Source organism: Streptomyces phaeolivaceus (genome assembly GCF_009184865.1).
GTDB classification, from domain to species: domain Bacteria; phylum Actinomycetota; class Actinomycetes; order Streptomycetales; family Streptomycetaceae; genus Streptomyces; species Streptomyces phaeolivaceus.
Window position 1 is genome coordinate 2,262,800 of sequence record NZ_CP045096.1, and the last position, 23,891, is coordinate 2,286,690.

Annotated in this window: 20 protein-coding genes; 1 reads left to right on the forward strand and 19 read right to left on the reverse strand. The window is 70.5% G+C overall.

Annotation, left to right across the window (positions count from 1 at the left end):
* Positions 1–6: 6 nt before the first annotated feature.
* The 6 genes from F9278_RS10640 to F9278_RS10665 form a co-directional block, all read right to left on the reverse strand.
* Entirely contained in the window at positions 7–747 is a 741-nt protein-coding gene (locus tag F9278_RS10640; protein ID WP_152168098.1) for an SDR family NAD(P)-dependent oxidoreductase, read from the reverse strand.
* Positions 748–966: 219 nt separating this feature from the next.
* Positions 967–2,553: a Na+/H+ antiporter gene (locus F9278_RS10645; RefSeq protein WP_152168099.1), complete on the reverse strand. Its 1,587-nt coding sequence runs from the start codon at positions 2,551–2,553 to the stop codon at positions 967–969.
* Between the two features lie 73 nt (positions 2,554–2,626).
* The gene (locus F9278_RS10650; protein ID WP_152168100.1) at positions 2,627–3,103 is read right to left on the reverse strand and encodes a GNAT family N-acetyltransferase; all 477 of its coding nucleotides are present in this window, start codon (positions 3,101–3,103) and stop codon (positions 2,627–2,629) included.
* Entirely contained in the window at positions 3,100–4,044 is a 945-nt protein-coding gene (locus F9278_RS10655; RefSeq protein WP_060885031.1) for an RluA family pseudouridine synthase, read from the reverse strand. The genes F9278_RS10650 and F9278_RS10655 overlap by 4 nt, the downstream gene beginning before the upstream one ends.
* A gap of 88 nt (positions 4,045–4,132) precedes the next feature.
* On the reverse strand, positions 4,133–4,744 hold the full coding sequence (gene lspA, locus F9278_RS10660) for a signal peptidase II (protein WP_152168101.1): 612 nt from the start codon (positions 4,742–4,744) through the stop codon (positions 4,133–4,135).
* A gap of 81 nt (positions 4,745–4,825) precedes the next feature.
* Positions 4,826–5,665 (reverse strand): TraR/DksA family transcriptional regulator, encoded by an 840-nt coding sequence (locus F9278_RS10665; RefSeq protein WP_152168102.1) that lies wholly within the window; start codon positions 5,663–5,665, stop codon positions 4,826–4,828.
* Positions 5,666–6,267: 602 nt separating this feature from the next.
* Between F9278_RS10665 and ileS the strand changes: the two genes are divergently transcribed.
* Entirely contained in the window at positions 6,268–9,411 is a 3,144-nt protein-coding gene (gene ileS, locus F9278_RS10675) for an isoleucine--tRNA ligase (protein WP_152168103.1), read from the forward strand.
* A gap of 92 nt (positions 9,412–9,503) precedes the next feature.
* Here ileS and F9278_RS10680 read toward each other — a convergent pair whose 3' ends face one another.
* From F9278_RS10680 to F9278_RS10740, 13 genes are all read right to left on the reverse strand, one after another.
* Entirely contained in the window at positions 9,504–10,787 is a 1,284-nt protein-coding gene (locus F9278_RS10680; RefSeq protein ID WP_152168104.1) for a DivIVA domain-containing protein, read from the reverse strand.
* 52 nt (positions 10,788–10,839) lie between these two features.
* Positions 10,840–11,130 carry a YggT family protein gene (locus F9278_RS10685; RefSeq protein WP_152168105.1) on the reverse strand — a complete coding sequence of 97 codons (291 nt, stop codon included), beginning with the start codon at positions 11,128–11,130 and terminating at the stop codon, positions 10,840–10,842.
* Between the two features lie 50 nt (positions 11,131–11,180).
* Positions 11,181–11,822, reverse strand: coding sequence for a cell division protein SepF (sepF, locus tag F9278_RS10690; protein ID WP_152168106.1), 642 nt, complete (start codon positions 11,820–11,822; stop codon positions 11,181–11,183).
* 125 nt (positions 11,823–11,947) lie between these two features.
* Complete coding sequence (locus F9278_RS10695) at positions 11,948–12,667, reverse strand: YggS family pyridoxal phosphate-dependent enzyme (protein WP_152168107.1); 720 nt, start codon at positions 12,665–12,667, stop codon at positions 11,948–11,950.
* 5 nt (positions 12,668–12,672) lie between these two features.
* Entirely contained in the window at positions 12,673–13,443 is a 771-nt protein-coding gene (gene pgeF / locus F9278_RS10700) for a peptidoglycan editing factor PgeF (protein WP_152168108.1), read from the reverse strand.
* Positions 13,440–14,630 carry a cell division protein FtsZ gene (gene ftsZ / locus F9278_RS10705; protein WP_086757870.1) on the reverse strand — a complete coding sequence of 397 codons (1,191 nt, stop codon included), beginning with the start codon at positions 14,628–14,630 and terminating at the stop codon, positions 13,440–13,442. The genes pgeF and ftsZ overlap by 4 nt, the downstream gene beginning before the upstream one ends.
* 279 nt (positions 14,631–14,909) lie before the next feature.
* The gene (locus F9278_RS10710; RefSeq protein WP_152168109.1) at positions 14,910–15,707 is read right to left on the reverse strand and encodes a cell division protein FtsQ/DivIB; all 798 of its coding nucleotides are present in this window, start codon (positions 15,705–15,707) and stop codon (positions 14,910–14,912) included.
* 25 nt (positions 15,708–15,732) lie between these two features.
* Entirely contained in the window at positions 15,733–16,824 is a 1,092-nt protein-coding gene (gene murG, locus F9278_RS10715; protein WP_152168110.1) for an undecaprenyldiphospho-muramoylpentapeptide beta-N-acetylglucosaminyltransferase, read from the reverse strand.
* Positions 16,825–16,830: 6 nt separating this feature from the next.
* A complete protein-coding gene (ftsW, locus tag F9278_RS10720) occupies positions 16,831–18,180 on the reverse strand; it encodes a putative lipid II flippase FtsW (protein ID WP_152168111.1) in 1,350 nt (449 codons plus the stop codon).
* A gap of 87 nt (positions 18,181–18,267) precedes the next feature.
* Positions 18,268–19,695 (reverse strand): UDP-N-acetylmuramoyl-L-alanine--D-glutamate ligase, encoded by a 1,428-nt coding sequence (gene murD, locus F9278_RS10725; protein WP_193241427.1) that lies wholly within the window; start codon positions 19,693–19,695, stop codon positions 18,268–18,270.
* Positions 19,677–20,750: a phospho-N-acetylmuramoyl-pentapeptide-transferase gene (mraY, locus tag F9278_RS10730; protein ID WP_152168113.1), complete on the reverse strand. Its 1,074-nt coding sequence runs from the start codon at positions 20,748–20,750 to the stop codon at positions 19,677–19,679. Before mraY ends, murD begins: the two co-directional genes overlap by 19 nt.
* Positions 20,747–22,162, reverse strand: a complete 1,416-nt coding sequence (locus F9278_RS10735; RefSeq protein WP_152168114.1) for a UDP-N-acetylmuramoyl-tripeptide--D-alanyl-D-alanine ligase — start codon at positions 22,160–22,162, stop codon at positions 20,747–20,749. Before F9278_RS10735 ends, mraY begins: the two co-directional genes overlap by 4 nt.
* Before the next feature lie 4 nt (positions 22,163–22,166).
* Positions 22,167–23,834, reverse strand: a complete 1,668-nt coding sequence (locus tag F9278_RS10740; protein ID WP_193241428.1) for a UDP-N-acetylmuramoyl-L-alanyl-D-glutamate--2,6-diaminopimelate ligase — start codon at positions 23,832–23,834, stop codon at positions 22,167–22,169.
* Between the last annotated feature and the right edge of the window lie 57 nt (positions 23,835–23,891).

The window sequence follows — 23,891 nt, forward strand, 5'->3', positions numbered from 1 at the left end:
CGGCGCTCAGTGCCCGCGCTCGGCGCCCCCGTTGACCTGGACGATCTGCGCGGTGACATGTCCGGCACCGGGTGACGCGAGCCAGTGCAGAGTGTCGGCGACGTCCGCGGGCGTACCGGCCCGGCCCGTCGAGGTCTCCGCGACGAGCCGGGCCCGCCGCGCCTGCGCCACCGGACCGCCGAAGAACTCGGTGTCCTCCACATAGCCGGGCGCCACGACGTTCACCGTGATCCCGCGCGGCCCGAACTCCCGCGCGAGATCGAACGCGTACGGGTGCAGCGCCGCCTTGGACGCGGCGTACGCCCCGCTCCCGGACCCCCGGTACGCGGCGATCGACGACAGGAAGAGCACCCGTCCGCCCGGCGAGGCCAGCCGCTCCCGCAGCGCCTCGGTGAGCAGCACGGCGGTCAGTGTGTTCAGCCGGAAGTTGAGCCCCCAGTCGTGCGCCACGGCATCGAGCGGATCACTCCCCTCCGCCCCGGGCTCCAGCCCGCCGTTCCCGCCGGCGCTGTGGATCAGCACGTCCACGGTCCCGAACTCCGCCGCCACGAACTCGGCGACCCCCCGTACGCTCTCCGGATCGGCAAGATCGGCCGCGTACGTCAGCGCCCCGCGCACCCCCGCGCTCTTCAGCACCTCGGCGCGCCGCCCGAGGAGCAGCACCCGATCCCCACCCCCCGCGAACACCTCCGCGACCGCGCGCCCGATCCCCGTCCCACCACCACTGACCACCACATTGCGAGCCATCCCCCGACCCTACAAACCCCGGGCTCCCCACCCCACGAACCCATCGCCCCCGCCACGCACTCGCCACATGCCGGCAACACGACACCCCCGAACGCCCCCCACGATCCGCAGCCGCCGACGAAGCGCGCGCCCCCACAGGAAACCCGCACTCCTCCACTCCACCAAGGAGTCACGGGCGGTGCGCGGGTGGGAGACCCCCACAACCTGCGCCCTCCCAACTCACCGCAAGCTACGCACGTCCAAATGCCGAAGCACCCGATCCACCACCTCAGGATTCGCCCCCGGCTCACTCCGCGCGGCCAGCACCTCGTGCCGAGCCGCGCTCAGCATCTCCCCCTGGATCCGCCGCAGCTTCCGCAGGCGACGCACCCGCTGCTCGTGCCCCTCCCGCCGCTCGTCCTCCCCCACCTCCGGACTGATCCGCACCCCGATCTCGAAGGCCCGCCGCAACAGCCGCTCGGACATCTCCTCCGGCAGCTCCTCCACCTCCTCGATCTCCTTGAGCCGCCGCTTCGCCGCCTTCGCCGCCCGTACGGCCAACGCCTTCTCGAAGTCCTTCTCGGCCCCCTCGTCCGCCCGCACCCCCAACCACCGCACCAGCCGCGGCAGCGTCAGCCCCTGCAGCACCAGCGTCGCCATGATCACCCCGAACGCGATGAACACGATCTCGTCCCGGTCCGGGAACGGCGCCCCGCTGTCCGTCTCCAGCGGAATCGCCAGCGCCAGCGCCACGGAGGCCACCCCGCGCATCCCCGACCACCACATCACCACGGTCTCGCGCCACGACATCGGGATCTCCTCGTCGTAGTCCCGCTTGGCGTGCCACCGCCGCGCGAGCCACGCCGCAGGCAGCAGCCACACCAGCCGTACGAGCACCACGACGACCACGACGGCCGCCGCCCAGCCGAGCATCTCGGGCCACCGCCCGGACGCCGTACGGATCGCGTTGTGCAGCTCCAGCCCGATCAGCCCGAAGGCGACACCGGTGACCAGCGTGTCCACGACGTCCCAGACGGTGTGCCCGGCGAGCCGGGTCAGGACGTCGTCCGCGCCGAGCGCGTACTCGGCGAGGAACAACGCGGTGGTGAGCACCGCGAGCACCCCGGACCCGTGGAGTTCCTCGGCCATCACGTACGACGCGTACGGCACGAGCAGGGTCAGCCCGATCTGCAGCGTCGCGTCCTCCAGGAAGTCCATCAGCTTGTTGGCCGCCCAGCCGAGCGCGACCCCCACGGCGACGGCGACGACGGCCGACAGCACGAGCTGGAGCGCGGCCTCGGGCCAGGAGAAGGTTCCGCTGACGGCGGCGGCGATGGCCACGTGGTAGAGCACGATGGCGGTGACGTCGTTGAAGAGGCCCTCGCCCTCCAGGATCGACACCAGCCGGCGGGGCAGCCCGAGCTGCCCGGCCACGGCGGTCGCCGCCACCGGGTCCGGCGGCGCGACGAGCGCGCCGAGCGCCACGGCCGCCGCGATCGGCAGTCCGGGCACGATCGCCTGCGCCATGGCGGCCACCGCGGCGGTGGTCACGAACACCAGCGCCACGGCCAGCAGAAGGATCGGCCGCAGATTCGCGGTGAACTGCCGCCAGGAGGTCCGCCGCACCGCCGCGTACAGCAGCGGCGGCAACAGCAGCGGCAGGATGAGGTCCGGCGGGATCTCCACATTGGGCACGAATCCCGGGATGGCGAGCGCGATGCCGAGCAGCGTCATCAGCACCGGCGCCGGCAGCTTCAGCCGCTCCCCCACCGGGACACTGACCACGGCCCCGACCAGCAGGACGAAGAACAGGGCCAACTGATCCATGGGGGCGCTCCGCTGGTGCTAGGCGATCAAGACCGACCGGATGCCCAGGGTGCCCCACCCGCGGCGCCGAACGCTAAAGCATCCGCCGCATCGCCCGATGGGGTATCCCCGCGTCCAGGAACTCCGGCCCGTACGCCGCATACCCCAGGCGCTCGTAGAAACCCAGCGCGTGTGTCTGCGCCCCCAGGTCCACTCCGGTCAGCCCGCGCTCCCGGGCCGCCTCCTCGACCGCCCGCACCAGGGCGACCCCGACACCCAGCCCCCGGGCCTGCGCCACGACCGCGAGCCGCCCCAGGGACCCCACCCCGGGCGCCCCACCGGTCTTGCCGGCGGCGGCCTCCCCGTACAGCAACCGCCCGGCGCCGAGCGGCAGCCCGTCGTCCCGTACGGCCAGGACGTGCACGGCGTCGGCGTCGTACGTGTCGTACTCCAGGTCCTCCGGCACCCCCTGCTCGACGACGAAGACCTCCTTGCGCACCGCGAAGCACGCCTCGCGGTCACCGGGGTCATCGGCGACGCGCACCACATAGGACACCGGCGCCGGACTCACGCGTAGGTCTCCTCGCGCACCTTGTCGAGGGCCTTCTGCAGATCGGCGGGGTAGTCGCTCTCGAACTCGACCCAGCTCCCGTCCCCGGGGTGCTCGAAGCCGAGCCGCACGGCCTGCAGCCACTGGCGGGTGATACCGAGCCGCTTGGCGAGCGTGGGGTCGGCGCCGTACGTCAGATCGCCGACGCAGGGGTGCCGGTGGGCGGACATGTGGACGCGGATCTGGTGGGTGCGCCCGGTCTCCAGCTTGATGTCGAGCAGCGAGGCGGCCCGGAACGCCTCGATGAGGTCGTAGTGCGTGACCGACGGCTTGCCCTCGGCGGTGACGGCCCACTTGTAGTCGTGGTTGGGGTGCCGGCCGATGGGGGCGTCGATGGTGCCGCTCGTGGGGTCCGGGTGGCCCTGGACCAGCGCGTGGTAGCGCTTGTCGACGGTCCGCTCCTTGAACTGGCGCTTCAGGGAGGTGTACGCGTACTCCGACTTGGCGACCACCATCAGACCCGAGGTGCCCACGTCGAGCCGGTGCACGATGCCCTGGCGCTCGGCGGCGCCGGACGTCGAGATGCGGTACCCGGCGGCGGCGAGTCCGCCGATGACGGTCGGCCCGGACCAGCCGGGGCTGGGGTGCGCGGCCACGCCGACCGGCTTGACGATCACGACCACGTCGTCGTCGTCGTGCACGATCTCCATGCCCTCGACCGGCTCGGCGACGACCTGCACCGGCGCGGGCGCCTGGGGCATCTCGACCTCCAGCCAGGCCCCGCCGTGCACGCGCTCCGACTTGCCGACCACCGATCCGTCGACCGTGACCTTCCCCGCGGCGGCGAGCTCGGCGGCCTTGGTACGGGAGAAGCCGAACATGCGGGAGATGGCGGCGTCGACACGCTCGCCCTCCAGGCCGTCGGGCACGGGCAGGGTACGGATCTCGGGAATCGTGCTCACCCGACGAGTATGCCGGACGGGTGACTCACCCCAGACCGCGCCTGTGGACAACTCCAGGCCCTCGCCGCTCCCTCCCGAACGAGCGGCGTCAGTCCTTGTGGACGGTCCCGTCGGGGTCCAGCCCGCGGAACGACAGCAGCACGATCAGGATGCCGCCGCACACGATGGCCGAATCCGCCAGGTTGAACACCGCGAAGCCCTTGGGCGCGATGAAGTCGACGACCGCGCCCTCGAAGACCCCCGGCGACCGGAAGATCCGGTCGGTGAGGTTGCCCAGCGCACCGCCGAGCAGCAGACCGAGCGCGATCGCCCAGGGCAGGCTGTAGAGCTTGCGGGCGAGCCGGGCGATCACCACGATCACGATCGTCGCGATCACCGTGAAGATGATCGTGAAGGCCTCGCCGAAGCCGAAGGCCGCGCCCGCGTTGCGGATCGCCTCGAACTTCAGCCAGTCCCCGATGACCTCGATCGGCTCGTGGTGCTCCAGCTTCGCGACCACGATCATCTTGCTGACCAGGTCGAGCGCGTACGCCAGCGCGGCGACCCCGAACAGCACGGCGATCCGGCGCTTGCCGCGCGGTCGCGCGGTCGCGTCGGCCCGCTCCGCCACCGCACCGTTCTCGCCGTCGGACCGCTCCGGGTCGGCCCCGGCCGCGTCTGGAATGTCCGGCGTACCGATGATGCGCTCCGCCTCTGCCACGTGAGTCCCTCAACCTAGGTTCCTGACTGAGGACAAAGGTACGACACGACCCGCGCGGACCAGGGGCTCAGGCGGTGATCGCTAGCGGCGTTCCTGCTTCTGCTTGCACTCCACGCACAGCGTGGCCCGGGGGAATGCCTGCATCCGTGCCTTTCCGATCGCATTGCCGCAGTTCTCACAGAGCCCGTACGTGCCCGAGGCGAGCCGCTCCAGGGCGCGCTCGGTCTGGTCGAGCATCTCGCGCGCGTTGTGCGCGAGCGACAGTTCGTGCTCGCGCGTGATGTTCTTCGCCCCGGTGTCGGCCTGATCGTCTCCGGCACCGTCCCCGGAGTCCCGCATCAGGCCCGTGAGCGCCCGCTCGGAGGCCTCCAGCTCCGCCCGCAGCCGCATCGCCTCGGACTGCAGTTCCGTCCGGGCCTCGGCCACCTCGTCCGGGCTCCAGGGGTCCTCACCGGGGCGTACCGCCAGCTCGCCGGGCTTCACCGCGGCGGGTCGTGCCTTGGGGACGGCGGAGGGCTTCTTCTTCGCCGCCGTAGCCGTACCAGGAGTGTTCTTCGCAACCACCGTCGTGGCTCCCGTCGTCTCGGCGGCCTCGGCCGCGCCCGCCTTCTTGACCGTGCTCTTCTCGGCATTGGCAGAGGGGCTCTTCGCCGCGCTCTTCGTCGTGCTCTTCCCGGCCGTCGTCGTCTTCCCGGCGGTCGTCGCCTTCTTGGCGCTCGTCGTCTTCCTGACCGCGGCCTTCTTGGCCACCGCCCGCTTCGCCACCGCCCGCTTCGCCACCGCCTTCTTCGCCGCCGTCTTCCTGCCGGCCGCCTTCTCCGCCGCGGCCTTCTCGCCCTCGTCTCCGCCGTCCCCGCCGCCGGAGGCCACCGTGGATCTACCGGACGCCGACTGCTGTACGGCGGTCTTCTTCGCCACCATGGCCGCGGCCCCTTCACATATTGTGATCTTGCACGCGAATCGTGCTGGGACGATAAATCGACCCGAGTCGCGCGGCAACGGGGCGGACCACCCATTTTGCCCGCCCCACGACCGTCGCGCGGCGAGCCTGCAAGCGTTGTGCCCAGCTCCCCGCCGGGTATTCCGCCGCGCCGGTCGTCCCAGGATCCGGACGCCCGACCCGCTCCATTCGGGTCACCCCGCAGGTCACCGCGCCCCCGGAAAACCGGTCCGCCGCTGTCGGTGCGGCGCCGTACACTGGGCGGAGCGAGAAGCGTGGATGGGGACGAGTAGCGTCGTACGCAGCCCAGAGCGACCCGGGGACGGTGGAAGCCCGGGGGCGAGCGCGATGTGAAGATCACCCCGGAGCCGCCGGAAGAAAGCCGAAGCCCCTGTCGCAGTCCCTGGGGCACGGCGAGTAGACCCGGTATCGCGACCTCAATGAGGGGGCTCACCGGCGCGTACGGCGCACAGGAGGGCCAAGGAGGGTGGTACCGCGGGAGCGCGCCGCACACGGCGTACGAAGGATCGAAGCTCTCGTCCCTCCGACGGAAGGCAGCAAGTCCGTTGGAGGAAGCCCGCTCATGACAGAGCCGACGTACCGCCAGGTGCCCGCCCAGGTCGATCTGCCCGCGCTCGAGCACGCGGTGCTCGACTTCTGGCGCGATCAGAAGATCTTCAACAAGAGCCTGGAGCAGTCCGAGGGCCGCCCCGAGTGGGTGTTCTACGAAGGCCCGCCCACCGCCAACGGCATGCCGGGCGCCCACCACATCGAGGCGCGCGTCTTCAAGGACGTCTTCCCCCGCTTCCGCACGATGCGCGGCTACCACGTCGCCCGCAAGGCCGGCTGGGACTGTCACGGCCTCCCCGTGGAGCTGGCGGTCGAGAAGGAGCTGGGCTTCAACGGCAAGAAGGACATCGAGGCGTACGGCATCGCCGAGTTCAACGCCAAGTGCCGCGAGTCCGTGACCCGGCACACCGACGCCTTCACCGAGCTGACGACCCGCATGGGTTACTGGGTCGACCTCGACGACGCCTACCGGACCATGGACCCCGAGTACGTGGAGTCCGTCTGGTGGTCGCTCAAGGAGATCTTCGACAAGGGTCTGCTGGTCCAGGACCACCGCGTCGCCCCCTGGTGCCCCCGCTGCGGCACCGGCCTGTCGGACCACGAGCTGGCGCAGGGCTACGAGACGGTCGTCGACCCCTCGGTCTTCGTCCGTTTCCCGCTCACCTCCGGTCCGCTCGCCGGTGAGGCCGCGCTCCTGGTGTGGACGACCACGCCGTGGACGCTGGTGTCCAACACCGCGGTCGCCGCCCACCCCGAGGTGACCTATGTGGTCGCCACGGACGGCACCGAGAAGCTCGTCGTCGCCGAGCCGCTCGTCGCCAAGGCGCTCGGCGAGGGCTGGGAGACCACCGGTCAGACCTTCACCGGCGCCGAGATGGAGCGCTGGTCGTATCAACGTCCGTTCGAGCTGGTGGAGTTCCCGGAAACGGCGCATTTCGTCGTCAACGCCGAATACGTCACCACCGAGGACGGTACGGGCCTGGTCCACCAGTCCCCCGCCTTCGGCGAGGACGACCTCAAGGTCTGCCGCGCGTACGGCCTTCCCGTGGTGAACCCCGTCCGCCCCGACGGCACGTTCGAGGAGGACGTCCCGCTGGTCGGCGGCGTCTTCTTCAAGAAGGCGGACGAGAAGCTCACCGAGGACCTCCAGAGCCGCGGTCTGCTCTTCCGGCACATCCCGTACGAGCACAGCTACCCGCACTGCTGGCGCTGCCACACCGCGCTCCTCTACTACGCGCAGCCGTCCTGGTACATCCGCACCACCGCCGTCAAGGACCGTCTCCTCCAGGAGAACGAGAAGACCAACTGGTTCCCGGACTCGGTCAAGCACGGCCGCTTCGGCGACTGGCTGAACAACAACATCGACTGGGCGCTGTCCCGCAGCCGCTACTGGGGCACCCCTCTGCCGATCTGGCGCTGCGAGGAGGGCCACCTCACCTGCGTGGGCTCCCGCGAGGAGCTGACCCGGCTCTCCGGCACCGACCAGTCACAGCTGGACCCGCACCGCCCGTTCATCGACGCGGTCACCTTCCCCTGCCCCCAGGACGGCTGCTCCACGACGGCCACGCGCGTCCCGGAGGTCATCGACGCCTGGTACGACTCGGGTTCGATGCCGTTCGCGCAGTGGGGCTACCCGTACAAGAACAAGGAACTCTTCGAGTCCCGCTACCCGGCCCAGTTCATCAGCGAGGCCATCGACCAGACCCGCGGCTGGTTCTACACGCTGATGGCCGTCGGCACCCTGGTCTTCGACAAGTCGTCGTACGAGAACGTCGTCTGCCTCGGCCACATCCTCGCCGAGGACGGCCGCAAGATGTCCAAGCACCTGGGCAACATCCTCCAGCCCATCCCGCTCATGGACCAGCACGGCGCCGACGCCGTCCGCTGGTTCATGGCGGCCGGCGGCTCCCCCTGGGCGGCCCGCCGCGTCGGCCACGGCACCATCCAGGAGGTCGTCCGCAAGACGCTCCTCACGTACTGGAACACGGTCGCCTTCCAGGCCCTGTACGCGCGCACCTCGAACTGGGCCCCGTCCGCGGCGGACCCGGCCCCGGCCGACCGCCCGGTCCTGGACCGCTGGCTGCTGTCCGAGCTGCACGCCCTCACCGACCAGGTCACCGGCGCCCTGGAGGCCTACGACACCCAGCGCGCCGGCAAGCTCCTCTCGGCCTTCGTCGACGATCTGTCCAACTGGTACGTACGCCGGTCGCGTCGCCGCTTCTGGCAGGGCGACAAGGCCGCGCTGCGCACCCTGCACGAGGTCGTCGAGACGGTCACCAAGCTGATGGCCCCGCTGACCCCGTTCATCACCGAGCGGGTCTGGCAGGACCTGATCGTGCCGGTCTCCCCGGGCGCCCCGGAGTCGGTGCACCTGGCCGCCTGGCCGGAGGCGGACCTCTCCGCGATCGACCCCGAGCTGTCGAAGCAGATGGTCCTCGTGCGCCGTCTGGTGGAGCTGGGCCGCGCCACGCGCGCGGAGTCGGGCGTCAAGACCCGCCAGCCCCTGTCGCGCGCCCTGGTGGCCGCCACGGGCTTCGACGCCCTCGACCCCGAGCTGCACGCGCAGATCACGGAGGAGCTCAACGTCAGCTCGCTGGCGTCGCTGAGCGAGGTCGGCGGCAGCCTGGTGGACACCACCGCCAAGGCCAACTTCCGCGCCCTGGGCAAGCGGTTCGGCAAGCGCGTCCAGGACGTGGCCAAGGCGGTGGCGAACGCGGACGCGGCGGCCCTGTCCCTGGCCCTGCGCGAGGGCACGGCCTCGGTCGAGGTCGACGGCGAGACAGTCGCCCTCGCCCCGGACGAGGTCATCATCACGGAGACCCCGCGCGAGGGCTGGTCGGTGGCCTCCGACTCCGGTGCCACGGTCGCCCTCGACCTGGAGATCACCGAGGAGCTCCGCCGCGCGGGCCTCGCCCGGGACGCGATCCGCCTCATCCAGGAGGCCCGCAAGAACAGCGGCCTCGACGTCGCCGACCGTATCGCCCTGCGCTGGACGGCGACGGACCCGGCGGTGACCGCCGCGCTGACCGAACACTCGGCGCTGATCGCGGACGAGGTCCTGGCAACGGACTTCGCGACCGGCGAGGCCGACGACACCTACGGCACGCCCTTCACGGACGAGCCCCTCACCCTGACCTTCCGCCTGCGCAAGGTCTGACCGACAGCGAGCACAGCAAAGGGCGGGGCCCCGGATGAAAATCCGGGGCCCCGCCCTGAACGCTGCCGACGCCTACGGCGTACCAGTATTCGTCAGTTGTCGTCCTCGTCGATCAGGAACCCACGCATCGGCGAAGGAGCCTGCCCCATCGGGGAGGGACCCTGCGGCCGGACCGGAGCCATCGGCTGGGTCATGGCCGGCGACATCTGCTGCTGACCGCCGTAGGACGGCGCGGCCGGAGCAGGGGCGCCCATACCGCCACCCATGCCTCCGCCCATACCGCCCGGGTTGCCGCCGTACGACGGGGCGCTCGCGCCGGCCGGGGCCATGGAGGGCGCCGGGGACGGCGGCAGCGACGCGGTCGCCGGGGTGCGCGGCGGAGCCAGCGAGTCGTCCGCCTGGGTCTCCAGCTGACGCAGCTGCGACTCCAGGTACGACTTCAGACGCGTGCGGTACTCGCGCTCGAAGCCACGCAGATCCTCGACCTTGCGCTCCAGCGTGGCGCGGGCGGACTCCAGGGAGCCCATCGCGACGCGGTGCTTCTCCTGCGCGTCCCGCTCCAGCGCGTCGGCCTTGGCACGGGCGTCCCGCTCCAGACCCTCGGCGCGGCTACGGGCCTCACCGACGATCTTGTTGGCCTCGGAACGGGCCTCGGCGATCGCCTGGTCGGCGGTCTGCTGGGCCAGCGAGAGCACGCGCGCGGCACTGTCGCCGCCGGGGCCCTGACCGGGGCCGCCCATGGGACCACCCATGGGGCCGCCCATCGGGCCACCCATCTGCTGCTGCATCTGAGGCTGACCGCCCATGGGACCCTGGCCCATCTGGCCCTGGCCCATCTGCGGCTGCATCTGGCCCTGACCCATGGGGCCCTGGCCCATCGGTCCCTGACCCATCGGGCCGGGACCCTGCTGCCCTTGGCCACCGGGGCCCGCGGGCAGCTGCGGAGCACCGCTCGGCAGCTGGGGCGGGCCACCCATGGGGCCCCCCATCTGCTGCGGCGGGCCCGATATCCCAGCGGGTACGGGTCCACCGGGACCGCGCATACCCTGTTGCTGCATACCGCCCTGTTGCTGCATACCGCCCTGTTGCTGCATGCCGCCGGGCTGCATGCCACCTTGCTGCATGCCGCCCTGCTGCATGCCGCCCTGCTGCTGGTCCTGAGGCTCCGGAGGCTTGCGCATGTTCTGCTGGTTCTGGGCAGCAGCGCGCGTGGCCGCGGCCAGTTTGGCGCGCAGGTCCTCGTTCTCGCGGAGCAGGCGCGTCAGTTCGGCTTCGACCTCGTCGAGGAAGGCATCGACCTCGTCCTCGTCATAGCCTTCTCGGAGGCGGACGGTCGTGAACTGCTTGTTCCGCACGTCCTCGGGGGTCAACGGCATCTCTTCACCTCAACGTAGTCATCGGCAGTCGGCAAGACCGGATCGTCCACAGTCAACTCGCGAGCCCACCCACGATGCTGATCAGGATGTAGACGATGATCATCAGTACGAAGAAGGACAGGTCGAGCGCCACGCCCCCGAGACGCAGCGGCGGGATGAACCGCCGCAGAAGCTTGAGCGGTGGATCAGTGACAGTGTAGGTGGCCTCCAGAACGACCACCATGGCCTTGCCGGGTTGCCACGAGCGGGCGAACTGGAACACGTAGTCCATGACCAGCCGGAAGATCAGCACGATGAGGAAACACATCAGAGCGACCCAGAGCACTTGCCAAACCACGCTCATGATCCGTGCTTCCCTCTCCCCTGTCTCATTCCTTGTTCCGGTCCTGCGTCTCAGCTCTGGTTGAAGAACCCGCCCTCTGCGATACGGGCCTTGTCCTCCGCCGTGACATCGACGTTAGCAGGCGACAACAGGAACACCTTCTGCGTCACCCGCTCGATGCTGCCGTGAAGACCAAACACCAAACCGGCCGCAAAGTCGACAAGTCGCTTCGCATCTGTGTCGTCCATCTCGGTCAGATTCATGATCACCGGGGTGCCCTCACGGAAGTGTTCCCCGATGGTACGGGCCTCGTTGTAGGTCCGGGGGTGCAACGTGGTGATCCGGTAAGGCTCTCGCTCGGACACGACCTTGGGCATGATCACCGGTGCGTTCTTCTCCAGACTCGAACGTTCTTGTGTGATGGACGCCACGGGCGCGATCCGGGCGGGTCGCACCGATTCCGCGGGGAGCGAAGTGGCGTGCGACACCGGTTCGCGCTGCACCGGGGGCTGCACCACTCGTACCGATTCGTCCCTTTGGGACTGATGTGACTGGTGGGGCTGGTGCACCGGTTCATGCCGGCGGTGATCCCGCTCGGGCTCCGGGTCGAGTTCGGGCTCGAAGTCGTCATCGGGGTCGAAACCCCTGCCGTCGTACCCATCGTCCTCCACGAGGCCGAGGTAGACCGCCATCTTGCGCATCGCGCCGGCCATGCTCTGAGTCCTCCGCTCTGTGGTGGATCGACGACTTCCCAAGTGCCCGCGATCCACGAGGTCGTTGCGCCCGCCTCTCGACGGAATGACCATATTTTCTGCTGTGGTCCGACTTCTTGGCGACGTTACCCGAGCCTGGGACGGACTCCGAGTACCGCAGTGCCGACGCGCACATGTGTCGCTCCGGCCGCCACGGCCTCCTCGAGGTCCGCACTCATCCCCGCGGAGACCATGTTCGCAGCCGGATGGGCTCGGCGCAGGTCGGTCGACAAATCCATCAACCGCCCGAACGCGGCCCGTTGGCGCCCGGCGAACTCCCCGGTGAGCGGCGCGACGGTCATCAGACCATCGACCCGCAGCCCCGGCGCGCCGGCCAGCAGGTCGGCCAGCTCTTCGATTCCGCCCGGACCGACGCCTCCTCGCTCTCCCCGGCCGCTCTCATCGGCGTCGAGCGCGACCTGGATGAGACATCCCACCTCACGTCCGACCCGAACGGCCTCCTTGGACAATGCCGTGACAAGCCGGGAACGATCGACGGACTGCACGAGATCCGCGTAACCCACCACGGAACGGACCTTGTTGGTCTGCAACTGCCCCACGAAGTGCCACACAAGGGGCAGATCCGAACATTCGGCAGCCTTGGGCGCCGCGTCCTGGTCCTTGTTCTCGGCGACATGGCGCACACCGAGTTCCGACAGGATCCGCACATCGCTCGCGGGATGGGTCTTGGTGACCACGATCAGGGTCACCTCGTCCCGCTTGCGCCCCGCCGCCACGCAGGCGGCAGCGATGCGCTCCTCCACCTTCGCCAGGTTCTCGGCGAGTTGTGCCCTACGGTCCGTCATGTCCCTCAGTCCAGCCAGACATATCCCGCGAGTCGCCCTGTGGCGCGGTCGCGGCGGTACGAGAAGTGGTCGCGCGACTCCAGCGTGCACACCGGCGACTGCTCCCGGTCGTGCACCCCGAGGCGCTCCAGCTGTGCGTGCACTCCGGCGCACACATCCACGGAGGGAGTGCCCCAACTCGTCTCGGCGTACGCCGCCGGCTCGATGGTGGCCACCTCGGCGCGCATCGCCTCGGGCACTTCGTAACACCGGCCGCAGACGGCGGGTCCGGTGCGGGCGACGATCCGGGCGGGGTCGGCGCCGAGTTCGGTCATGGCCCGTACGGCGGCGGGGACGACCCCGGCGATCATGCCGGGCCGGCCTGCGTGGACGGCCGCCGCGACCCCGGCGACGGGGTCGGACAGCAGGACGGGTACGCAGTCGGCGGTGAGGACGGCGAGCGCGAGACCGCGCCGGGTGGTGACGATCGCGTCGACGGACGGGATCTTCAGGTCGCCGGAGCCGGGGTCGGCGGCGGACGGTGAGGCGGAACCGGAGTCCCAGGGTCCGTCGACCACGGCCACGTCCGCGCCGTGCACCTGGTTCATCCAGACGACCCGGTCCGGCTCCAGGCCCAGCGACTTGGCCGCCAGTTCCCGGTTGGTGAGGACGGCGTCGGTGGCGTCACCGACCGCTCCGCCGAGGTTGAGCTCCTCATACGGAGCGGCGCTCACCCCGCCCCACCTGTCGGTGAAGGCGAAGTGCGCGCCGCTCACGTGCTCGCGCCGTCCTATCACTTGAGGAAGTCCGGCACGTCCAGCTCCTCCGCCGCGCTGTCCGTGTAGGACCGGGACGGCGGGACGGGCGGGGCGACCTGGACGTCGTTCACCGGCTCCGGGGCGGGCGCCGGCTCCTCCTTGGGCTTGACGCTGCCGAGCGAGCCGAAGGACGGGCGGCTCTCGGCGGGGCGCACCGGCGCGGGCTCCTCGCGCTTGGCCGCGGCCGAGCCCAGGATGTTGTCCCGCTTGGCCGGGGGCTGGCCGCCGTCGAAGCCGGCCGCGATGACGGTGACCCGGACCTCGTCGCCGAGCGCGTCGTCGATGACCGCGCCGAAGATGATGTTGGCCTCGGGGTGGGCGGCCTCGCTGACCAGCTGGGCGGCCTCGTTGATCTCGAACAGGCCGAGGTCGGAGCCGCCGGAGATGGAGAGCAGGACGCCCCGGGCGCCGTCGATGGACGCCTCCAGGAGCGGCGAGGAGATCGCCATCTCGGCGGCGGCCACCGCGCGGTCGTCGCCGCGGGCCGAGCCGATGCCCATGAGGGCCGAACCGGCCTCGGACATCACGGACTTGACGTCGGCGAAGTCGAGGTTGATCAGACCGGGGGTGGTGATGAGGTCGGTGATGCCCTGGACACCGGAGAGCAGGACCTGGTCGGCCGACTTGAACGCGTCGAGGACCGAGACCTGGCGGTCCGAGATGGACAGCAGCCGGTCGTTCGGGATGACGATGAGGGTGTCGACCTCTTCGCGGAGTTCGGCGATGCCGTCCTCGGCCTGGTTGGCGCGACGGCGGCCCTCGAAGGTGAAGGGGCGGGTGACCACGCCGATGGTGAGGGCGCCCAGCGAGCGGGCGATGTTGGCCACGACGGGCGCGCCGCCGGTGCCGGTGCCGCCGCCCTCGCCGGCCGTCACGAAGACCATGTCGGCCCCCTTGAGGACCTCCTCGATCTCCTCGCGGTGGTCCTCGGCCGCCTTGCGTCCGACGGCCGGGTTGGCGCCGGCGCCGAGTCCGCGGGTGAGTTCACGGCCGACGTCGAGCTTGACGTCGGCGTCGCTCATCAACAGAGCTTGCGCGTCGGTGTTGATGGCGATGAACTCGACGCCCTTGAGACCGACCTCGATCATCCGGTTGATGGCATTGACACCACCGCCGCCGACACCGATGACTTTGATGACTGCGAGGTAGTTCTGCGGTGCTGCCACGTCGAAGGCCTCTCGCCTCGAGTTACGTGTCGCCGCTTCGCGAGGGACCCGCGATGCGACGACTGATGCCGAAGTGGGACGGTCCGAACGCCGACCCGAACCCTAACGCTGAAGTTTAGGGTTACCAGTGTGACTGTTCCTTGGACTCTTCCGAACAGGACACTAAGTCGACAAGTGGCGCACGTTCAACGAACACGCCGAACCTCCCGTTTTTCTTTTCACCCTATGTGATCAGCCATAGCGGTGCCCAACCAGGGTGCTGGCCTGCGCGGATGTGCGTCAACTTCCTGATGACGCGGGCGCGGTGGGGACGCTCACGTCGAAGTGCCCGGCGTCCGGGGCGGCTTCCATCAGTGCGGTGAGCGCACGGGCCTTCGCCCGCCCCCTCTCCGCACTGCCCCAGGCGACCGTACGTTCTCCGCTCAACTCCAGCGAGATGGAGTCGTAGGAGCGGACCTTGACGACGAGGGTCTCGTGCGCGAGCGCGGCCGGAATCGCGTCGGCGACCCGCACCGCCTCCCGGACGAGCCGGTCCTCGCCGAATCGCCGCAGACTGGCGGCGGAGGAACCGGACCGGGACATCGCCAATTCGAGGAGGGGGACGCCTTCCGGGGCTCGGGAGACCGTCGCGAAACGCACTCCCTTGGCGTCCACTTCGACGTAGTTGCCCGAATTTCCGGCCGCTTCGACAAGGAGGACCGCCGTACGTTCGCTCACTTTCAGCCGGATTCCATCGGGCCAGGAACGGACGACCTCGACCGAGTCGATCCGGGGCAGCTTCCCGAGCAGCCGGGCCTCGATCCCGTCGAGGTCGACGGAGACCAGCGGATCGCCGAGCGGAACGTCGGCGGCCTCGCGCACCTGGGCCTCGGTCAGCACCCGGGTGCCCGAGACGGAGACCCGCTCGGCCCGCAGCCAGGAGGACCCGTACAGGGCCCAGACCGAGGCGCCGCCGATCAGCACCAGGGCGACCGCGGCGGCGATCAGCGCCCGGGGGCCGGGGAGCCGCCGCCGCGACGGCGGACCGGGGTCCAGGTCCTCGTCGGCGCCGCGTTCGGCGGTGGTCGCTCCGGCCACGCTTCCAGCCCTCCGTCACCCGGTCCTAACGGCGATGCGACGCGATCGCCTCGTACACCATCCCGACGAGCAGGTCGTCGGCGTCCCGGCGGCCGAACTCGCTGGCCGCGCGCGACATCTCGTACAGCCGGTGCGGGTCGGCGAGGACGGGCAGAACGTTCTGCTGCACCCACTGGGGCGTCAGTTCCGCGTCGTCGACCAGCAGTCCGCCGCCGGCCTTGACCACCGGCTGGGCGTTGAGCCGCTGTTCGCCGTTGCCGATGGGCAGCGGGACGTAGGCGGCCGGGAGCCCGACGGCGGAGAGTTCGGCGACGGTCATCGCGCCCGCGCGGCAGAGCATCATGTCGGCCGCGGCGTACGCGAGGTCCATCCGGTCCACGTACGGTACCGGGATGTACGGGGGCATCCCCGGCATCTGGTGCACCTGCGGCAGTTCGTTCTTCGGACCGACCGCGTGCAGGATCTGGATCCCGGCCTGCTGGAGGTAGGGCGCGACCTGCTGGACGACCTCGTTGAGGCGGCGGGCGCCCTGGGAGCCGCCGGAGACCAGCAGGGTCGGCAGGTTGGGGTCGAGACCGAACAGGGCGCGGGCCTCGGGGCGGGCGGCGGCCCGGTCCAGGGTGGCGATGGCGCGGCGCAGCGGGATGCCGATGTAGCGGGCGTCGCGGAGCTTGCTGTCCGGGGTGGAGACGGCGACCTGGGCGGCGTACCGGGAGCCGATCTTGTTGGCGAGACCGGGGCGGGCGTTGGCCTCGTGGACGACGATCGGCACACCGAGGCGCTTGGCGGCGAGATAGCCGGGCAGGGCGACATAGCCGCCGAAGCCGACCACGGCGTCCGCCTTGGTGCGCTCCAGGATCTGCTCGGTCGCCTTGATCGTGCCGCGCAGCCGGCCGGGCACGGTGATCAGCTCGGGGGTGGGCTTGCGAGGCAGCGGTACGGCGGGGATCAGCGCGAGTTCGTAGCCGCGCTCGGGGACGAGGCGCGTCTCCAGGCCGCGCTCCGTGCCCAGGGCCGTGATGCCCATGGTCGGATCCTGCCTGCGCAGGGCGTCCGCGAGCGCGAGCGCGGGCTCGATGTGACCGGCGGTTCCGCCACCGGCGAGTACGACATGCACCGAAATTCACCGCTCTCCGGACGAACGTGCCGAGGCACGCCGTCGCATCGTGTTCCATCTCCCGGGCCCCGAAGGGCCGCCGCCACGCTTTCTACCAAAGCGGGGTTGCCGCATGGCAAGCGCCGCCCGCGCCGCGGGCTCGTCGCGCGCGAACGCGATCAGCAACCCGATGGCGAACATGGTCGGCAGCAGGGCGGACCCTCCGTAGGAGAACAGCGGGAGCGGGACTCCGGCGATCGGCAGCAGACCGAGCACCGCACCGATGTTGATCACTGCCTGAGCGGTGATCCAGGTGGTCACGCCTCCCGCGGCATACCTGACGAAGGGGTCCTCCGTGCGTCCGGCCACGCGGATACCCGCATAGCCTAGAGCCGCGAAGAGGGCGAGCACCGACAGCGTCCCCGCGAGGCCCAGTTCCTCACCGGTGACGGCGAAGATGAAGTCGGTGTGCGCTTCCGGGAGTTGACCCCATTTTTCCACACTGGCGCCGAGCCCGGAGCCGAAGATTCCGCCCGAGGCCAGGGCGTAGATCCCGTGCACGGCCTGCCAGCAGTCGGCGCCGTCCGTACGGGGTTCGGTGGCTCCGATGCAGGCCAGACGGGCCATGCGGTTCTCACTGGTCCTGATCAGGACGAACCCGATGAGCCCGGCGATGGACAGCACGCCCACGAACATGCGCGTCGGCGCCCCGGCCAGCCAGAGCAGGCCGAACAGGATCGCCGTGAGAATGATCGCGGTGCCCATGTCACCGCCGAGCATGATCAGCCCGAGCAGCATGAACGCCACCGGAACGAGCGGCACCAGCATGTGCTTCCACTGTGTCAGCAGCCGCTTGTCCTCCTTGCGGGCCAGCAGATCGGCGCCCCACAGCACCAGCGCCAGCTTGCCGAACTCGCTGGGCTGGATCTGGAAGGAGCCGCCGACGGCGATCCAGTTCTGGTTGCCGTTGATCGACTGCCCTATCCCCGGCACTTGAACCAGGGCCATCAGAAAGACACAGCCGGCCAGGATCGGGTAGGCCAGCGCCCGGTGCAGCTTGACCGGCATCCGTGAGGCCAGGAGCAGCAGGACGGTGCCGATCGTGGCCGCGAGGAACTGCTTGCGGAAGAAGAAGGTGCCCGGCAGCGATTTCTGCAGGGCCGTGATCTGGGAGGCCGAGTAGACCATCACCAGGCCCAGCACGGTGATCAGCAGGCTGCCGCCGAGGATCAGGTAGTAGGCGGTCAGCGGCCGGTCCCAGGCCTTGCGGGCCCGGGTGAGGAACCGCCGCAGGGGGTTCTCGCGCGGCGGCCGGGAGACGGGCGGGCGGCGGGTGACGCGCTGGAGGGGCGCACGGCTCGTGCGGCTACTCGGCATCGGGGACGCCTTCGCCGCCGACCGACCACGTCCGTGTCACGCGTCCCTCCCAGTCTCACCCGGCGCCGCCAGGCGAAGCCGGGCCGGTCAGCCGTCCGCGGAGGAGAGTTCGCGCACAGCCTCCGCGAACGCGTCCCCACGCTTGTTGTAGTTGACGAACATGTCCATCGACGCGCAGGCCGGCGCCAGCAGGACCGTGTCGCCCGCCCGCGCCAGCGTCCGCGCCTCGCGGACGGCGGCGAGCATCGCCCCAGTGTCGGTCCGGTCGAGGTCGACGACCGGCACTTGCGGCGCGTGTCGCGTGAGCGCTTCCCGGATCAGCGCGCGATCCGCGCCGATCAGCACGACACCCCGCAGCCGGCCGGCCGCTCCGGCGACGAGTTCGTCGAAGGTCGCGCCCTTGGCGAGTCCGCCGGCGATCCACACGATCGACTCGTACGCCGCCAACGAGGCCTGCGCGGCATGGGTGTTGGTGGCCTTGGAGTCGTCGATGTACGCCACGCCGTCCACGTCGGCCACATGCGCGATGCGGTGCGCGTCCGGGGTGAAGGCCCGCAGCCCGTCCCGTACGGCCGCGGCGGGCACTCCGAAGGCCCGTGCGAGGGCCGCCGCCGCGAGGGCGTTGGCGATGTTGTGCGGGGCCGCCGGGCTGACGTCGGAGACCTCGGCGAGTTCCTGGGCGTTCTGCTGCCGGTTCTCGACGAAGGCGCGGTCGACCAGGATGCCGTCCACGACGCCGAGTTGGGAGGGTCCGGGGGTGCCGAGCGTGAATCCGACGGCCCGGCAGCCCTCCTCGACGTCCGCCTCGCGCACCAGGTCCTCGGTGGCCTTGTCGGCAGCGTTGTAGACGCAGGCGACCCGATTGCCCTCGTAGATACGGCCCTTGTCGGCGGCGTACGCCTCCATGGAGCCGTGCCAGTCGAGGTGGTCGGGGGCGAGGTTGAGGACGGCGGCGGAGTGGGCGCGCAGCGAGGGCGACCAGTGGAGCTGGTAGCTGGACAGTTCCACGGCCAGTACGTCGTACCGCTCGTCGCCGAGGACGACGTCCAGCAGCGAGACCCCGATGTTGCCTACGGCGGCCGTGCGCAGGCCCGCCGCCCCGAGGATGGAGGCGAGCATCTGGACGGTCGTGGTCTTGCCGTTGGTGCCGGTGACGGCCAGCCAGGGGGCGGCGTCGGGGCCGCGCAGCCGCCAGGCCAGTTCGACGTCGCCCCAGACCGGGACGCCGGCCTCGGCCGCCGCCGCGAACAGCGGCTTGTCCGGCTTCCAGCCGGGGGTGGTGACGATCAGTTCGGTGCCCTGCGGCAGGGTCGCGCCGTCACCGAGGCGCACGGTGATGCCGAGCGCCTCCAGGTCCTCGGCCTGTGTCCGGGCGCGTTCGTCGTCGCCGTCGTTGACGACGGTGACGGCCGCGCCGAGGCCGTGCAGAACCCTGGCCGCCGGGATGCCGGAGACGCCGAGTCCGGCGACGGTGACGCGTTTGCCCTGCCAGTCGGTCACTTGTCGGCCGCCCATCCCGCGTAGAAGATGCCCAGCCCGACGATCACACAGATGCCCTGGATGATCCAGAAGCGCACGACCACGAGGACTTCGGACCAGCCCTTGAGTTCGAAGTGGTGCTGGAGCGGGGCCATGCGGAAGACGCGCTTGCCGGTGAGCTTGAACGAGCCGACCTGGATGACGACCGACATGGTGATGAGGACGAACAGACCGCCGAGGAGCGCGAGCAGCAGCTCGGTGCGGGAGCAGATCGCGAGACCGGCGAGCGCGCCGCCGAGGGCCAGCGAGCCGGTGTCACCCATGAAGATCTTGGCCGGTGAGGTGTTCCACCACAGGAAGCCGAGGCAGGCGCCCATCAGCGCGGAGGCCACGATCGCCAGGTCGAGTGGATCTCGTACCTCGAAGCAGGCCTCCGGATTGGTGAGGGCCTCCGTGTTGGCGCAGGACTCCTGGAACTGCCAGACACCGATGAACGTGTACGCGCCGAAGACGAGGACGGAGGCGCCGGTGGCCAGTCCGTCGAGACCGTCGGTCAGGTTCACGCCGTTCGACATCGCGAGGATCATGAACAGCGCCCAGATGACGAACAGCACCGGGCCGATGGTCCAGCCGAAGTCCTGGACGAAGGAGATCTTGGTGGAGGCCGGCGTCTGGTCGCGGACGTCCGGGAACTGCAGCGCGAGGACCGCGAAGGCGATACCGACGATCAGCTGGCCGGCCATCTTCGCCTTGGCCCGCAGGCCCAGCGAACGCCGTTTGACGATCTTGATGTAGTCGTCGAGGAAGCCGACCAGGCCCATGCCGGCCATCAGGCCGAGCACCAGGAGACCGGAGAAGGCCGGCGGCTGGCCCGAGATCACCTTGGCCAGGAAGTACGCGATGATCGTCGCCAGGATGAAGGCGATACCGCCCATCGTCGGCGTACCGCGCTTGCTGGCGTGCTCGCGCGGGCCGTCGTCGCGGATGTACTGACCGTAGCCCTTGCGGGCCAGCAGCTTGATCAGCAGCGGGGTGCCGACCAGGGTCAGGAACAGACCGATGACTCCTGCGAACAGGATCTGGTTCATCATCGGGCGGCAACCTCACCCTCGTTGCCGCTGTCGAGCAGCGCCTGCGCCACGCTCTCCAGCCCGACCGACCGGGACGCCTTCACGAGTACGACGTCTCCCGGGCGCAACTGACTGCGCAACAGGTCGACCGCCGCCTGTGCGTCGGACACGTGCACCGACTCCTCACCCCACGAACCCTCGTTATATGCGCCCAGTTGCAGCCAGGACGCTTCCCTGCCCCCGACCGCGACGAGCTTGCCGACATTGAGCCGGACGGCGAGCCGTCCGACCGCGTCGTGCTCGGCGAGCGATTCGTCCCCGAGCTCGGCCATCTTGCCGAGCACCGCCCAGGTCCGCCGCCCCTTGCCCATCGCCGCGAGCGCGCGCAGAGCGGCTCGCATGGACTCGGGGTTCGCGTTGTAGGCGTCGTTGACGACCGTCACGCCGTCCGGGCGCTCGGTGACCTCCATGCGCCAGCGGGAGAGGGAGCCCGCCTCGGAGAGCGCGGTGGCGATCTCGTCTGCGGACATGCCCAGCTCATGGGCGACGGCGGCCGCGGCGAGCGCGTTCGACACGTGGTGCTCACCGTACAGGCGCATGGTCACATCGCTTGCACCGGAGGGTGTGTGAAGCCTGAAGGCGGGCTGTCCGGCGTCCGTGAGCGTCACGTTCTCGGCGCGTACGTCCGCTTCGCCGGACTCGCCGAAGAGGAGCACCTTCGCCTTCGTACGGGACGCCATGGCCCGGACGAGGGGGTCGTCGGCGTTGAGGATCGCGGCGCCGCCCTCGCTCGCCGGCGGCAGCGCCTCCACCAACTCGCCCTTGGCCTGGGCGATCTGCTCCCGGCCGCCGAACTCGCCGATGTGGGCGGTGCCGACGTTCAGCACGAGGCCGACCTTCGGCGGGGTCAGATCGGTGAGGTACTTGATGTGGCCGATGCCCCGGGCGCCCATCTCCAGGACCAGGAAACGGGTTTCCTCCGTGGCGCTGAGCGCGGTGAGGGGCAGTCCGATCTCGTTGTTGAGGGAGCCGGGCGTGAACACCGTGGGCGCCTTGCGCCGCAGCACCTGGGCGATCAGGTCCTTGGTGCTGGTCTTGCCCGCCGAGCCGGTGAGGGCCACGAGGGTCGTGCCGAGCTTCCTGACGACGTGCCGGGCGAGGGCGCCGAGCGCCGCCTGCACGTCGGTCACGACGATCGCGGGCACGCCGACGGGACGGGACGCCAGCACCGCTGCCGCACCCGCCTCGACGACCGCGGCCGCGAAGTCGTGTCCGTCCACGCGCTCGCCCGCGAAGGCGACGAAGAGGCTGCCGGGCTCCACCTCACGGGAGTCCCGGACGACCGGTCCGGTGACCTGTGCCGACGGATCCGGTATGTCGTGCGTCTGCCCGCCGACGACTTCTGCGATCTCGGCGAGAGAGAGGGCGATCACAAGTTCATCCCTGGGTCTGCTGGATAGCTTCGCGGAGCACCTGGCGGTCGTCGAAGGGACGGACCACGCCGGCGATGTCCTGGCCCTGCTCATGGCCCTTGCCCGCGACCAGCACGGTGTCGCCGGGTCGCGCGCGCGCCACCACCGCGGCGATCGCGGCGGCCCGGTCCTCGAAGAGGAGGACCTCCCCGCGCTCGTGCGCGGGCACGGTGGCCGCGCCCCGGAGCATGGTGGCGAGGATGGCGAGGGGGTCCTCGGAGCGGGGGTTGTCGGAGGTCAGTACGGCGGTGTCGGAGAGCCGGGCCATGGCGGCGCCCATCGGCCCGCGTTTGGTCGTGTCCCGGTCGCCGCCGCAGCCGAGGACGACGTGCAGACGGCCCTCGGTGACCTTGCGCAGCGCCTTGAGGACCGACTCGACGGCGTCCGTCTTGTGGGCGTAGTCGACGACCGCGAGATACGGCTGCCCGGCGTCGACACGCTCCAGGCGGCCCGGCACGCCCGGTACGGCGGCGATGCCGTCGGCGGCGGTCTGCGGGTCGATCCCGGCGACGGCCAGCGCGGCGACGGCCGCCAGCGTGTTGGCGACGTTGAAAGTGCCCGGCAGCGGCGACCTGGCGGTGATCCGCTCGCCCTTGGGCCCGACCACGGTGAACGTGGAGTCCATCGGCCCGACCCGGACGTCCTCGGCCCGCCAGTCGGCGTCCGGGTGCCCCTCGGCGGAGAAGGTGACGACCGGGACACCGGCCTCGTCGACGAGGCGGCGGCCGTACTCGTCGTCGAGGTTGACGACGCCGAGCCTGCTGCGCTCCGGGGTGAAGAGCTGTGCCTTGGCCCGGAAGTAGTCCTCCATGTCGGAGTGGAACTCCATGTGTTCCGGGCTGAGGTTGTTGAAGACGGCCACGTCGAAGACGCAGCCGTCGACCCGGCCGAGGACCAGCGCGTGGCTGGAGACCTCCATGACGACCGAGTCGACACCGCGTTCGCTCATGACGGCGAAGAGGGCCTGGAGGTCGGTGGCCTCGGGGGTGGTGCGCTCGGACTTGACGTGCTCGTCGCCGATGCGCGTCTCGACCGTGCCGATGAGGCCGGTGGAGCGGACGGTCCGCAGACCGCCCTCGATCAGATACGCGGTGGTGGTCTTGCCGGAGGTGCCGGTGATGCCGATCTGGAGCAGATCGCGGCCCGGCCGGCCGTAGATCGTGGCGGCCAGCTCGCCCATCCGCGCGCGCGGGTTCGCAACGACGAGCGCGGGCAGTCCGGCGGCGGTGGCGCGCTCGGCGCCGGTCGGGTCGGTGAGCACGGCGACGGCGCCGAGGCCGACCGCCTGGTCCACGAAGTCGGCGCCGTGCAGACGGGCACCGGGCAGGGCGGCGTACAGATCGCCGGGTCGGACGGCCCGCGAGTCATGGGTGATGCCCGTGATCTCAGCGGCGCTGCCCGGCTGCTCGGCACCCACCTGGCCGGCGAGCTCCGCGAGGGGTGTGGCGGAGACCTGGGTCGGCCTGGGCGGTCCCGGATATGTCACAGGAACGCCCTTCTGGGTGGTTTGGGACTGATCAGCGTGTGGCACGGCGGTGAGCGTACCGGGCACACCCCTGCGGGGGCGAAGCGAGGGTTTGTGCGAGCGGTGCCGTGGTGCGTGGTTCCCGGGGTCGGGAGTGATCATGGTCACGAGTCGGTTCCTGGCTGGTTGCGCTGATCGACGGGTTGATCAGGGTGCGGGCAGGAG